Here is a 14,329-nt window from a genome sequence, read left to right on the forward strand (position 1 = left end):
GACCACCCGAGTTCCGTGCTTGTAGCGAAGTGCCTGAAGTGAACAGGAAACAGGCAGCAGCGCAGATGGCCTACCACAAACTCGGGCCCACCTCAAGGAAAGCCCGCATGCTTAAAGGAATTCACCCGGTGGTGCTGAAGTTGAAGCAAAGGGTTAATGATTCAAGCCTCAACCATTTTTTGAAAAAACTCGGAGAAGTGTCGCATAAAGATTCACCTCAACTCAGGAATGGAAGTGGTGTAGAACAGCTGCCTTCAGAAAATTTCGTGATGAACAAGGATGCGCAACGTAACAAGCATCGCTGTCTGAGCCGCAGGCGAGTTTGATGCTTGTAGTGGAGCATCCGTAGTGAATAGAAATTTTATGTCAGCAGCAGGAATACACCACGACTAACCGAGTACAAGAATATTAGCAAATCGACGGAGAGCACAAAACACGCAGCAGCGCAGAAGCATTAGCACGCGCGAAAACAAAGCACCACCGCAACAAAACCAATCAGCAGCAGGCTTTCACCCCTACTCCCTGATGATCGTCTGCTCCCGATCCGGCCCCACCGACACAATCTTAATCGGCACCCCAAGCTCCCGCTCCAGGAACGAAATGTAAAAATTCAGCTCCTCCGGAAACTCATCCTCCGACCGGACCTTCGTCAAATCACACTTCCAGCCGGGCAGCTCCGTGTACACCGGCTCCAGGCCCTCAGGCAATTCAAAAGGAAAATCCTCCGTCTCCTCGCCCGCCATCTTATAAGCAGTAGCAATCTTAATCGTATCGAAATCGCTCAGCACATCCCCCTTCATCATAATCAACTGCGTAACCCCGTTGATCATCACACTGTACTTGAGCGCCACCAGGTCGAGCCAGCCACAACGGCGCGGACGCCCTGTAGTAGAACCAAACTCATTCCCGTTTTTACGCATCAAATCCCCATCCGCATCAAAAAGCTCAGTAGGGAAAGGCCCCGAACCCACACGGGTACAGTAAGCCTTAAAGATGCCATATACCTCCCCAATTTTATTGGGAGCAATGCCCATACCGATGCAGGCACCGGCACAAACAGTATTCGACGAAGTAACAAAAGGATAGGAACCAAAATCGATGTCGAGCAAGGTGCCCTGGGCCCCTTCGGCCAGGATGGACTTGCCCTCTTTCAAATTACGGTTCAACTCGTGTTCGCTGTCGATCAGCGTAAAGCGCCGCAGGTTTTCGATGCCTTCCATCAAACCCACCTCAAAGGCATCCAGGTCGTATTCGAAATCGTACATCTCCAGCAAACGAAGGTGCTTGGCCTTGAGCGCCGCATATTTTTCTTCAAAGTTGTGCAGAATGTCGCCCACACGCAGGCCGTTGCGACCGGTCTTGTCCATGTAGGTGGGACCGATACCCTTAAGGGTGGAGCCAATTTTGGAGGCCCCCTTGGAAGCTTCCGAGGCAGCATCCAAAATGCGGTGGGTCGGCAGAATCAGGTGGGCCTTTTTAGAGATGTGCAGATTTTTGGTCAAGTTGGTGCCACGGGCCTCCAAACCGTCAATTTCCTTTTTGAAGGTGATGGGATCGAGCACCACACCGTTGCCAATCACGTTGATTTTATCGGCATGGAAAACACCCGAGGGAATGTTGTGGAGCACGTACTTTTCGTTGTCGAACTCGAGGGTGTGCCCGGCATTGGGACCGCCCTGAAAACGGGTAATTACGTCGTATTTGGGGGTAAGTACATCTACCACCTTACCTTTGCCCTCATCGCCCCATTGCAAACCTAATAAAACATCTACCTTCATCTGCTTAAAAATTAAAGACAAAAAAAACCGGAAAACCAGGGCGCGTGAGCCATGACTTTCCGATGTGTAAAATTAGTTATTTAAAATGGGATAACAGAATAAACGTGGGTTTATTTTTGGCTTTCGTCGGCACCTTCAGCAGCGGCCTGACTGCAGTCCTTGCACACCCCGTAAATGTAGAGCGAATGGTGCGACACGCTAAATTCCATCACCTTGGCGGCATTATTGAGCACCAGCTGTACCGAAGGGTCGCAGAATTCGGTGACCTTACCACACTGTATGCAAATGAGGTGATCGTGCTGTTTCGATTCAAAGGCCTTCTCGAATTGCGCAATATTTTTCCCAAACTGGTGCTTGATTACCAGCTTACAGTCGAGCAGCAAATCGATGGTGTTGTAGAGGGTAGCGCGACTCACCCGGTAGTTCTTATTCTTCATGAAGATGTAGAGCGATTCGATGTCGAAATGCCCGTCGCGCGAGTAAATCTCCTCCAGTATCGCATAACGCTCAGGCGTTTTGCGGTGTCCGTGGCTTTGCAGATACTCCGTAAACAGTTGCTTGACCGCCTCCTTGGTTTTGTGCTTATCCATACTTAGACCTATTAAAAACAGAGTTCCGCAATTTACTGTTTTTTTTTGAATTACCTAACCCCGGATGCGTTCCTGACGGGTAACATTGTGCACCCCTTTAATCTTAACCAGATTATAAATAAGGTTATTCAGGTCTTCGGTGTTGTGGATGTAGAGGTAGATGGTGCCCTCGAAAATGCCGTCGTGACTGTCGAAATGGATGGAGCGCATGTTCACATTCTGGTCGTCCGAAATCACCTTGGTGATTTTGCTCACGATGCCAATCTGGTCGATCCCCGAAAGCGTAATGAGGGCCAGAAAGGAGAGGATTTTATGGCTTTCCCAGTTGGCGGAGACGATGCGGTTCCCCTGACTCGACATGAGGCGGATGGCGACGGGACACTTGCGGCTGTGCAAAATGAGCTTGTGGTTGTCGTCCACATAGCCAATGACATCGTCGCCGGGAATGGGGTTGCAGCAGTCGGCAATCATGTAGTCCTCATCCATATCGTCGCTCACCACCATTTCGGTGGGCTGCTTGCTTTTGGCTTTACGCTGGGCACGAATGCCCCCTGCCCCGTCGGCACTTTTTTTACCGAAGGACAAGCGCCAGTAGCGCACCCACTTGTTGGTCGATTTGTCGCTCAAAATCTTGTGCAGATTGTCGAGCCGAATCACATTCTTGCCAATTTTAAAATAGAGCTCTTCCTTGGTGGGCAGGTTGTAAAAGCTCTGCAGCTTCTTCAGAATTTTGGCGTTGATGGTGAGCTTCTTCAGGTTAAGGGCTTCCTCCAGCATGCGCTCGCCCTCACTCACCAGGAGCTTACGCTCCTTTTTAAAGGCCTCCTTAATGCGACTCTTGGCCTTGGCGGTGGTCACATAGTTGAGCCACTCGTACTTGGGCGTTTGCTTTTCCGAAGTAAGAATTTCTACCTGGTCGCCGCTCTTGAGTTCGTGGCTCAGCGGAACCAGCTTGTAGTTGACTTTGGCACCGATGCACTTATAGCCGATATTGGTATGGATCTCAAAGGCCAAGTCGAGGGTGGTGGCCCCTTTGGGCATCACCTTAACATCGCCCTTGGGCGTAAAAATCATCATCTCGGCGCTGAAAAGGTTCAGCTTAAAGTCGTCGAGAAACTCCAGTGAGTCGAGATCGGGATTCTCCAGCACCTCCCTGATTTGCTTTAGCCAGATGTCGAGTTCCGATTCTTTATCGCCCTGCCCCTTGTACTTCCAATGGGCAGCAAAACCCCGCTCGGCAATCTCGTCCATCCGCTCACTGCGGATTTGTATCTCTACCCACTTGCCATCGGGACCCATAAAAGTGGCGTGCAGGGCCTCGTAACCGTTGGCCTTGGGCACACTCACCCAGTCGCGCAGCCGGTCGGGCTTGGGCTTGTACACATCGGTAATGAGCGAGTAAATGCTCCAGCACTGGGTCTTCTCCGGAATGCCTTCCTTGGGCTTAAACACAATGCGAAGCGCCAGCAAATCATAGATCTCGTCGAAGGGCACATTCTTTTTCTGCATCTTATTCCAGATGCTGAAAATGGACTTGGGTCGCCCCTTAATGTCGAATTCAAAACCTTCCTTGCTGAGCCGGTCGATGATGGGCAGCGAAAAGCGCGTCAAAATCTGGTCGTTGCGGGTCCGAAAATCCTGCAGCTTCTCAGTCAGATCGCTGTAAACGGCCGGGTGCTCGTATTTGAGACTGAGGTCCTCCAACTCTGTTTTTATGGCGTAGAGGCCCAGTCGGTGAGCCAGCGGCGCATAGATAAAGAGGGTTTCGCCGGCAATCTTAAATTTCTTGTGATCGGGCATGCTGTCGAGCGTGCGCATGTTGTGCAGCCGGTCGGCCAGCTTAATCAGAATCACCCTTACGTCCTCCACCATGGTCAGGAGCAGCTTCCTGAAATTTTCGGCCTGGCGACTCTGCGTCTGGTCAAAAGCACCCTCCAACTTGGTGAGTCCGTCCACAATATTCGCAATCTTCTCGCCAAAGATGGTGGTCAAATCCTCCACCGTATAGTCGGTATCCTCCACCACATCGTGCAGCAAAGCAGCGGCAATGCCCTTGGCACCGAGGCCGATTTCCTCGGCCACAATGCGGGCCACGGCCAGGGGGTGCATGATGTAGAGCTCGCCCGAACGCCGACGCACCCCCTTGTGCGCCTCCACCGAAAGCTCAAAGGCTTTTTGTATGAGGCGGTAATCTTCGGGGGAGTGACAGCGCGTGCAAATCTTCAGAATTTCTTCCAACTGCTGCTTGGCTTCCTGCTCTTCGTTATGTTGAGGCACTTCTTTTATCATGGGGCTACATCAAAGCACTAAAATAGAAGTTTGTTTGGATTGTTCAAACTATTTGCCGGCCACAACGGTGTAAAAATCACCGGGCTGCAGGTAACGGGCGGCCAGGGCCTGTAAATCGGGTGGACCGATGGTTTTGACGACTTCCACCATGCGGTCGTAAAAGCGGTAATCGAGTCCGTACTCCCACAGGGTGCGGTAGATGTCCGAACTGCTGAAGGGACCGTCGAATTGCCGGAGCAATTCGCCGAGCATGTAATTGCGTACCACTTCCAGCTCATCTTCGGATACCGGCTCGTCGATCAGGCGCTGCATTTCTTCAAAAATGGCGGCCGTGGCATCCTCGCGCATCTCGCCCATCACTTCTGAGGCAATGACCCACATGCCGCCTTTGGGATAGGATACAATGCTGGAACCAATGCCGTAGGTGAGGCCTTTTTCTTCGCGGACCGTAGTCATCAAACGGGAGCCGAAGTAGCCGCCCAATATGGTGTTGAGGACTTGCAGGGGAATGTAATCGGGGTGGGTGTTGTTGAACATGGGGCGACCAATGCGAATGGCCGATTGAAGGGCGCCGTCCTTTTCGAGCAGGTGAAATTTTTCCGGACTCGAAAGTCCCTCCCCCACACCGTTCAGGTTGATGTTGCCCGCCTGCCAGTCGCTGCCCCCAAAGTGACGGGTCAGCAGGGCCAGGATGTCGTTGCCGGGCTGACCGGCAACGACGATGCGGCAGCCCAGGGGGGTGTAAGCGGCGCGGTGAAAGGCGATGAGCTCCTCGCGACCAAGGGTGTCGAAGTGACTCAAATCGAGTTGCTTGCCGTAGGGGTGGTCGGCGCCGAATATCACGCTGCCAAAGTAGCGGGCGGCCAGGGTGCGGACTTTCTCCGATTCCAGAAGGAATTCCTGGCGGCGCTTGTTCAGATAAATGTCCACTTCCCGGGCATCGAAGGCGGCGTTGCGCACCACATCTTCGACCAGTGGCAGGAGATGGGGCAGCTCGCGGGTGAGGCAGACCAGGGTGACCACGGTGTTGTGGTGAAAGGTCTGGGCGTTCAAATAGGCGCCGTAAAAGTCTATCGTGTCCGAAATCTCGGCAGAGCTGCGTGTAGCCGTGCCCTCGAGCAACAAGTTGCCCACGGTCGAAGCCAACAAGGGCTTGCCTGCCTGAACGGCCCCGGCCGGAAATACCCAGTCGATCTTGCTTACGTCCTGACTGCCTGCCTCCAGCAGGGAGACTTCAATGCCGTTGGGCAGGGCGACTTCGCGCACGGGAATGAAATTAATGCCCTCGAGGGCCTGAAAGGCGGGTCCTTTTTTTCGATCTATCGTTCTGCTCATTGCTCACCTCCACTCAAATAATGCAGGGTACAGCTGTTGGTGCGACTAAATATTTGTCGTGCAGCCTCCTGCAGTTCGCCGGTGCTTACCGCCCGGTAGTAGTCTATTTCCTTATTGATCTCGTTGGCGTCGCCCATCAGTTCGTACTGGGCCATATTCATGGCTTTGTTGAGAAAACTGATTTCAGAAAATACGAGATTCGATTCGATTTTGTTCTTGACTTTTTGCAACTCCCGTTCGGCAACGCCCTCGTTGCCGATGCGCTGCAACTGCTCCCAGATGGCCGTCTCGGCCTGGTCCATCGGCACACCGGGCATCAGGCGACCGGTAACGGTGAAGAGGCCCGGATCCATGTCGCCCGATATAAAGGCGTTGATGTCCGAAAACAGGTTCTCGTCCTTAACGAGGGTCTGAAAAAGGCGGGAGGAGGGACCGTTGGACAGCACGTCGCTGAGCAGGTCGTTGACATAGAAATCGGGGTCGGTCCGCTTACCGATGTGAAAGTCGATGTGAATGAGGTCTGCCGGCACCTTACGGCGCACGGTCAGTTCCCGTGCCTCGGTCTGCGCCACCTCCTGCGGCAAAGCACGTTTGGGCACTTCCCTGCGGGGCAGGTCGCCGAACCACTTCTCGGCGAGACGAAAAACCTCATCGGGCACCACATTGCCGGCTACGGCCAGCACCGCATTGTTGGGGGCATAGTGGGTAAAGAAAAAACGCTTCACCTCCTCCAAAGTAGCCTCCTTTATGTGACTGAGATCCTGTCCGATTGTGGGCCAGCGGTAGGGATGCACTTGGTAGGCCAGGGGACGCGACAGCAAGGGCATGTCGCCATAGGGCTGGTTCAGGTAGCGCTGCTTAAACTCCTCAATCACCACCTTGCGCTGCACTTCCAGCGCATGGGGAGTGAAATTGAGTTCCAGCATGCGGTCCGATTCCAGCCAAAAGGCGGTCTCCAGATTACCGGCCGGCAAAGTCACGTAATAGTTGGTAAAATCGTTGCTGGTCCACGCATTATTATCGCCGCCCACCCTTTGCAGGGGATCGTCGTACGAGGGCACATTAACGCTGCCACCAAACATAAGGTGCTCAAACAAGTGGGCAAAGCCGGTACGGGAAGGATCCTCGTCGCGCGCGCCCACATCGTAAAGCAGGTTGACGGCAGCCAGCGGCGTGGTTAAATCGGGATGCACCACCACACGCAATCCGTTGGCCAGTTGATGTTTGTAAATTTCTATCATGAAAATTTCGTTTTGTAGTGAAGGGTCTCGGGCTAAGACCACGACCGGCTTAAAGCTCCGGCAAAGTCTCCCGGGCCGACCGGTAATCGGCCAGCAGGGAAGCGAAAATGGCGGCAACGGGCCGCAGGTCATCGATGAGGGCAGCCACCTGACCAATCTCCAGTTCGCCCTCGTCGAGATCGCCCTCGAACATGCCTTTTTTGGCGCGTCCCCGCCCCAAAAGGGCTTTCAGCTCCTCGACCGAAGCACAGCCTTGCTCGGCCTTTTGCACTTCCTCAAAGAAGCGGTTGCGCAGCAGGCGCACCGGCGCCAGCTGCTTCAATTGCAAAAGGGTATCCCCTTCTCCCGAAGCCAGCGCGTAGCGCTTAAAGGCCTCATGGGCCGAAGACTCTTCCGACAAGGCAAAGAGCGACCCAATCTGTACGCCATCGGCCCCCAGGGCCATCGCGGCCAGCATCTGGGCCCCACTGCCAATGCCTCCGGCAGCAATTACAGGCAATTTGGTGGTTTTACGAATCAGGGGTATCAGCGCCATGGTGGTGGTTTCTTCGCGACCGTTGTGACCGCCGGCTTCAAAACCCTCGGCCACAATGGCGTCTACCCCCGCCTCCTCGCACTTGCGGGCAAAGCGACTGTTGGCAATCACATGCACCACGGTAATGCCGTGCTGCTTCAGGTGAGCCGTCCACTTGGCGGGACTCCCCGCAGAGGTAAAGACAATTTTAACGCCTTCCTCAACAATAATGCCCATCAGCTCCTCAATCTGGGGATACAAAAGCGGTACATTAACCCCCCAGGGCCTGGTGGTGGCCTGCTTCATCTTCTGAATGTGCTCACGCAGCACCTCCGGGTGCATACTGCCCGCACCGAGCAGACCCAATCCCCCCTCGTTGCTCACCGCCGACGCCAGTCGCCAGCCGCTGCACCACACCATACCTCCCTGAATAATGGGGTATTCTATATCAAAAAGCTCAGTAATTCGGTTCCTCTTTACCATATTTCACCAATTTTGAACAGGCAAAGATACAGTATATCTGCACCACCACAAACAAGCATCCCCTAAACCTCACCCTCCCTCCCCCTATAAGAAAAGTGACGCAAAACAAACGACTTCAGAAAACAACTCGTCTAAGCGCAGATGCAGCTGTTCAAGCCTCTGAGTATTTCCGTAAGTGAGCGAAGGAACGCAGCGCAACAAGCATCGCTGTTTGAGCCGCAGGCGAGTTCGATGCTTGTAGTGAAGTAACTGCAGTGAACAGGAAACAGGCAGCAGAGCAGAACAGCTGCATCAAGCAAAACTCTGGAAGGGAAGTAGTGCAAGATAGCGACCTACAGAAAACAGCTCGTCTGAGCGCAGATGCAGCTGTTCAAGCCTCTGAGTGTTTCCGTAAGTGAGCGAAGGAACGCAGCGTAACAAGCATCGCTGTTTGAGCCGAAGGCGAGTTCGATGCTTGTAGCGGAGCGACTGAAGTGAACAGGAAACAGGCAGCAGCGCAGAACAGCTGCATCAAGCGTAAAGAACAGCTATTTTCTGTCAGGCGCAAGATTGCACTACGACCACCCTTAAAACTCCAAAATCACCCCCACCGACGGCAAAAACGTCCCCGAATAAGTCTGCAACTCCTTCAAACGATAACGCTCCGGATCCGTCCCCTGCAAAATTGGCGCATCGTTCTCATCCCGCTCCTGCAACAAACGCGGCGCATTGCGACTCTCAAAACCATACACATTTTGAATATCCAGATAAAAGCCCAGCGAGAAACGCGAGAAATAGAAACTCTTATCCACCCGCACATCCAACTGATGAAAAGGATCCAGTCGCTCCCCATTAAAGCGGTCGTAATCCAGATACTCCCGGCCCCGAACATCCCAGGCCTCCTTCAACTCCGAGCGTTCCCGGTCAATGGGCGTATAAGGCAAAGCCCCAATGTAGCGCCATTTAAAACCCACATCCCAGTTGCGGGGGAGCGACTGCGTCAAAGTCGCCGTAAGCAAGTGGCCACTGTCCCACGACGAAGGCAGGGAATTGCCCTCCAAATCGCTGAAACGACTCTGCACCCAGGTATAAGCCAATAGATAATTAAGTCCACCCGGCGTACGTTGCTGCAACAAAAACTCAAAGCCGTAACTGCGACCGCTGCCGATCGAAAGCACCTCCTCATCGCCCAACACCCCGTAATCGGCCCCCTTACTGGCCAGAGAAATGCCATCGACCACCGACACCGGATAATCCGCATAACGCTTGTCGAAACCCTCCAACGTAGCCCGCAGCGACGAAGAAATCCGCCATTCCAGTCCCCCCACAAAATGATCGGCCCTGATGTAGCGCAAACCATTTTCCAGGTTCTCCAGCACCCCGTCGCCATTGCGGTAGCCCAAAGTCGTGTAGGCAGGCAACTGGTAATAGCGCCCCACCGAAGCATTCAGCAAGAGCGATGGCAAAAGGGTAAAGGACGCAGAGGCACGGGGACTAAGTTGCTGCAAGGGATTGTTCATGCTGCCGCCGTAGTTGGTGGCATCCAAACGAAGACCGCCCGACAGCGCCAGTCGCTCGTCCCACACGCGACGCGAAGCAGAAGCGTACATGCCCCACTTGAAAATATTCAGCCGCGAATCGTAAGCGATTTGCTCCTGCGCATCGCCACGGTACACATTGGCCAGGGTGGCGTTGGTATAAGTCGCCAGTTCCGCATTGGCACCGGTACTGAAAGTCCATGCACCCGGATTGGCAAAATACTCAAAACGCAATTTGTTTTCAATCTCATCCGATTTGTAATCGCTGATCAGCTTGTCGGGCGAGCTCTCGTCGTTGTCGCGGTACTTATAAATGGTATTGTAAAGGTGCGAACGACTGGCCGAAAGCACCGAGTAGCTTTTGCTGTAAAAATGCTTGTACGAAGCCCCAAGCGTGTAATTCCATTGTTCAAACACCGGCAAATAGCTCAGTATATAGCGGTTTTCCTCCGTAGGTTCCAGTCCCGTATTCAAAGCAAACTCATCGATGGCCCCCACCCCCAGAAAGGTGAGCTCGTTGCGTTGGTTGATTTTGGTACGGGTCACAAACTGAAAATCATTGTAGGTCGGCAAAAAAGGGAGACCAATAATATCGAACAAAAAGTTGAGGTAGGAACGACGCACCGAAAACAGGGCCGAAGTCCGCTCGGTCAGCGGCGTATTGGCCGAAAGCGACACCTCCGAGGCACCCAGGGTGGCTTTGAGACTGGTGGCTTCGGGGTTGGGGTCGATTTGTTTCAGCTCAAAGACCGAGCTCAGGGCATTGCCCCGTGCAGCCGGAAAGGCCCCGGAATAAAAGTCCACCTCGCGGATAAAATCGACGTTCAGGAGACTGATGGGTCCGCCCGAAGCCCCCTGGGTGGAAAAGTGATTGAGCACGGGAATCTCGATGCCGTCTAAGAAGAAGCGGTTTTCGGAAGGCCCTCCACCCCGTACTATCAAATCGTTGCGAAAGGACGTGGTGCTGCCCACGCCCGGAAAGCTTTGCAGGACCTTGGCCAGGTCGCGTGCGCTCCCTGCCCCCTTCTCAATAATGTCGACCCCGATGCGCTGGAGCGATAAAGGACTCTCGATTTTACTGGCAAAGGGACTGGCTACCACGCGCACCTCATCCAATTGCTGATTGGTGGGCGTCAGCACCACCTCAAAATAATTGCGACGTACGGCCGACAACATAATTTCTTCGGTAATGAGGGGCTCGTAACCGAGGGAGGACACCTGCAGACGGACGAAGCCGGGCGACAGGTTTTCAAAGACAAAGCGACCCTCCTCATTGCTGGTGGTGCCGGTGGTGGTTTGGTACACCACAATGTTGGTAAAGGGCAACAACTCATTGGTGTAGGCATCCTTCACCACACCGGAGAGACTGGCTGTTTGGGCACTTACTCCGAAAACACTGCCCAAGCCAAGCAGGGCAAAGAAAGCATATTTTTTCAGCGACATACTGTTCATTTTTAGACTTCAAAATCTTAAACAAAAAACCCTTCAAAAAGTTCTAAGATCGCCCAAGATAAAGCAAAGCAGCACTTCCCCGCTTACCACCAACAAAAAAACCGCTCCTGAGAGCGGTTTTTCCTTCTTATTCTTCTCTATCAGGGCAAATCAATCACCCAGTTCCTGACGAAAATCGGGGAAGCCGTTCTCGTCCCAGTGCAAAACACGCAAACGGGTATCCCGGTTGGGATCGTTCAGCGATGCACCTTCAATCTCTTTATAATCGCGGGCATGGTAAACCACAATGTCGGTCTTGCCGTCCTCAGCTACCGTAAAGCCGTTGTGACCGGGACCAAAGCGTCCCACTTCCTCGTTGGTGTAGAAAACGGGCTCGGGCGACTTGTTCCAGGAGGCAGGGTCCATCAGATCAGCATTCTCGTCGGCCCACAAAAGCCCCATAGCATAGGTGTGATCGGTGGCCGATGCCGAATAAGTGACAAAGATTTTACCATTTCGTTTTATTACTGCAGCACCTTCATTCACCGCGTAAGTCTGACGCTCCCACTCGTACTCCGGCTCGGTAATTACAATCTCGGGACCCTCCAAACGCAGTCCGTCAACCAATTTGGCCATAACCAAACCCGAATTGTTGTCGGGACGGGTATTCTCCGCCCAAATAAGATAGCGTTCTCCGCGGTGCTCAAAAGTAGTGGCGTCCAGTGCAAAACCATCGCGCTCCGTTTCAATCTGCCCTTCCTCCACCCACTCTCCGGTGGTGGGATCGTCGGCGGTATTGGTCAGAGCCCACATGCGAATGTGCCAAATGTCCTCGGCCATACCCGCAGCAAAATAAATGACCCAACGACCATCTACACGATGCAATTCGGGCGCCCAAATGTGGTGACTCATCGGTCCGCTTTCGTGCTTGCGCCAAACTACAACAACCTCCGCATCGGCAATACCGGCGAGGGTCGACGACTTTCTCATCTCTATCCTGTCGTACTCGGGAGCGGTCGCTATGTAATAATAAGTACCGTCCTCAGCCCGGTGAATCCACGGGTCGGCACGCTGGCGCACCAAGGGGTTGTCGAATTCCAATTCCTGCGGAGCAGGCGCTGCACAAGCGTGCGCCAAAAGCAGCATAAGCACTGCCAGTGATCCGAAAAGCATCTTTTTCATTGTTGTTGTATTTTTGTTATAAACCATTAGCACTTGTATATTACAAAGAAAATAAAAACATCTGTTTTTGAGGGAGGACAAATCTGTAATTGAAGACCACCCAGCGCTACATTTTTTTGTTTTCAATTTCAGAACAAGTAAATTCGCACTGCCAAATAAGAAAAATGCAAGCAATTACCGATTTCATAACCACCTCATTCAACCGTTTTGTAGTGTGGCGCGTAAAAAACGTGTCGCACCAAAACTTTTTGCTGGTACTGGCCATGGCCACCGGACTGTTCAGCGGACTGGCGGCAGTTACACTTAAAAATGCCATCCATGCCATTCACGGTCTCCTTACCGAAGGATTCGATCTTACCGGGTGGAACTACCTCTACCTGCTCTACCCGATGTTTGGCATCCTCATCACCCTGCTCTTTGTCCGCTACATCGTAAAAGACGACATCAGTCACGGCGTCACCAAAATCCTGCACGCCATCTCGCAGAAAGACTCCAACATTAAGTCGCACAACAGTTTCACCTCCATCATCGGCAGTACGCTGACCATCGGCTTTGGCGGATCGGTAGGTGCCGAGGCCCCCATTGTGCTCACCGGCGCCTCCATCGGATCTACCCTGGGCCGTTTGTTTAGGATGAATTACAAAACCATTACCCTGCTTATTGGTTGCGGGGCAGCGGGCGCCGTGGCGGGGATTTTTAAGGCCCCTATGGCGGGCTTGATGTTTACCCTGGAGGTGCTGATGCTCGATTTGACCGCCGTGTCCATCATACCGCTGCTGCTGGCAGCGGTAACAGCAGCTTCGGTGGCCTACTTCTTCCTGGGCGAAGGGGCAGAATTCACCTTCCTCCTCGAATCGCCCTTCCTGCTGGAGAACCTGCCCTACTACATCCTGTTGGGGGTGCTGGGGGGACTCGTATCCCTGCACATGACGCGGGGCACCTTGCGGCTGGAGCAGCTGATGTCAAAAGTCAGGAATCCCTGGATAAAATGGGTGGCCGGAGGCTTGGTGCTGAGCATCCTCATTTTTATTTTTCCGCCCCTCTACGGCGAGGGTTACGACACCATTTCGGCCATGCTGGCAGGCAATACCGAGGCCATTGTGGCCAACTCCTTTTTTTACGGACTCAAGGACAACGGCTACGCCATCCTTATTTTTCTGGTGCTGATTGTGGGCTTCAAGGTGGTGGCCTCTACCTTTACCAATGCCAGTGGTGGCGTGGGGGGGATCTTTGCCCCCACCCTTTTTGTAGGCGGGGTAACCGGCTACTTCCTGGTTTTGCTGTTGAACGACTTTGGGGCCAACCTGCCTGTATCGCACTTCACGCTGGTGGGCATGGCCGCCACCATGGCGGGCGTTATGCAAGCGCCGCTTACCGCCATCTTCCTCATTGCAGAAATCACCAACGGCTACGCCTTGTTTATACCCCTGATTACGGTATCCACCATCTCTTTTTTAACCCACAAATACTTTGAACCCCATACCATTTACACCAAGCGTCTGGCACGTCGGGGCGAGCTCATCACCCACCATAAGGACAAGGCGGTACTCACGCTGATGCGCCTGAATAAGGTGTTGGAGACGGACTTCCTCACGGTGCATCCCGACCAAACGCTGGGCGAATTGGTGAAAGTAGTCGCTAAATCGCGCCGCAACCTCTTTCCGGTAGTCGATGCCGAACAAAAAATGCTGGGCGTAGTCATCCTCGACGACATTCGTGAAATCATGTTCAGCAATGAGCGCTATACCACCACCAAGGTGCACCACCTGATGACCATCCCGCCGGCCTTCATCGCCTGCGACGAGACCATGGACCAGGTGATGCAGAAATTTGAGGAGACCGGAGCCTGGAACCTTCCGGTGGTAGAAAAAGGCAAATACCTGGGCTTTGTATCCAAGTCCAAAATATTTTCGGTGTACCGACGGGTGCTCATCCACTTTTCGGACGAGGAATAAAGCAACAATTTTAA

General features: G+C 53.3%; 10 protein-coding genes. 2 read left to right on the forward strand and 8 right to left on the reverse strand.

Annotated features, from left to right (window positions below):
* Window positions 1-326: hypothetical protein (locus B4W65_RS17275; protein WP_158522767.1), on the forward strand; the 326-nt coding region annotated here is incomplete at its 5' end.
* A gap of 189 nt (window positions 327-515) precedes the next feature.
* Here B4W65_RS17275 and B4W65_RS03905 read toward each other — a convergent pair.
* The 8 genes from B4W65_RS03905 to B4W65_RS03940 all read right to left on the reverse strand — a co-directional run bounded on the left by B4W65_RS03905 (window position 516) and on the right by B4W65_RS03940 (window position 12,360).
* Window positions 516-1,778 (reverse strand): adenylosuccinate synthase, encoded by a 1,263-nt coding sequence (locus B4W65_RS03905; protein WP_088653824.1) that lies wholly within the window; start codon window positions 1,776-1,778, stop codon window positions 516-518.
* A 110-nt stretch (window positions 1,779-1,888) separates the two neighbouring features.
* Window positions 1,889-2,368, reverse strand: coding sequence for a Fur family transcriptional regulator (locus B4W65_RS03910; protein ID WP_088653825.1), 480 nt, complete (start codon window positions 2,366-2,368; stop codon window positions 1,889-1,891).
* Window positions 2,369-2,422: 54 nt separating this feature from the next.
* The gene (locus tag B4W65_RS03915) at window positions 2,423-4,657 is read right to left on the reverse strand and encodes a RelA/SpoT family protein (protein WP_240509474.1); all 2,235 of its coding nucleotides are present in this window, start codon (window positions 4,655-4,657) and stop codon (window positions 2,423-2,425) included.
* Between the two features lie 48 nt (window positions 4,658-4,705).
* Window positions 4,706-5,992 carry a M16 family metallopeptidase gene (locus tag B4W65_RS03920; protein WP_088653826.1) on the reverse strand — a complete coding sequence of 429 codons (1,287 nt, stop codon included), beginning with the start codon at window positions 5,990-5,992 and terminating at the stop codon, window positions 4,706-4,708.
* On the reverse strand, window positions 5,989-7,233 hold the full coding sequence (locus B4W65_RS03925) for a M16 family metallopeptidase (protein WP_088653827.1): 1,245 nt from the start codon (window positions 7,231-7,233) through the stop codon (window positions 5,989-5,991). Before B4W65_RS03925 ends, B4W65_RS03920 begins: the two co-directional genes overlap by 4 nt.
* A 49-nt stretch (window positions 7,234-7,282) precedes the next feature.
* Complete coding sequence (locus tag B4W65_RS03930; RefSeq protein ID WP_088653828.1) at window positions 7,283-8,230, reverse strand: NAD(P)H-dependent flavin oxidoreductase; 948 nt, start codon at window positions 8,228-8,230, stop codon at window positions 7,283-7,285.
* Window positions 8,231-8,796: 566 nt separating this feature from the next.
* On the reverse strand, window positions 8,797-11,190 hold the full coding sequence (locus B4W65_RS03935) for a TonB-dependent receptor (RefSeq protein ID WP_088653829.1): 2,394 nt from the start codon (window positions 11,188-11,190) through the stop codon (window positions 8,797-8,799).
* A gap of 159 nt (window positions 11,191-11,349) precedes the next feature.
* Window positions 11,350-12,360, reverse strand: coding sequence for a glycoside hydrolase family 43 protein (locus B4W65_RS03940; protein WP_088653830.1), 1,011 nt, complete (start codon window positions 12,358-12,360; stop codon window positions 11,350-11,352).
* Window positions 12,361-12,524: 164 nt separating this feature from the next.
* On the opposite strand from B4W65_RS03940, the gene B4W65_RS03945 reads away from it, so the two are divergent.
* Window positions 12,525-14,315 (forward strand): chloride channel protein, encoded by a 1,791-nt coding sequence (locus B4W65_RS03945; protein WP_088654048.1) that lies wholly within the window; start codon window positions 12,525-12,527, stop codon window positions 14,313-14,315.
* The last annotated feature ends 14 nt before the right edge of the window (window positions 14,316-14,329 follow it).

This window comes from Geofilum rhodophaeum (genome assembly GCF_002210225.1).
GTDB lineage: Bacteria > Bacteroidota > Bacteroidia > Bacteroidales > Marinilabiliaceae > Geofilum > Geofilum rhodophaeum.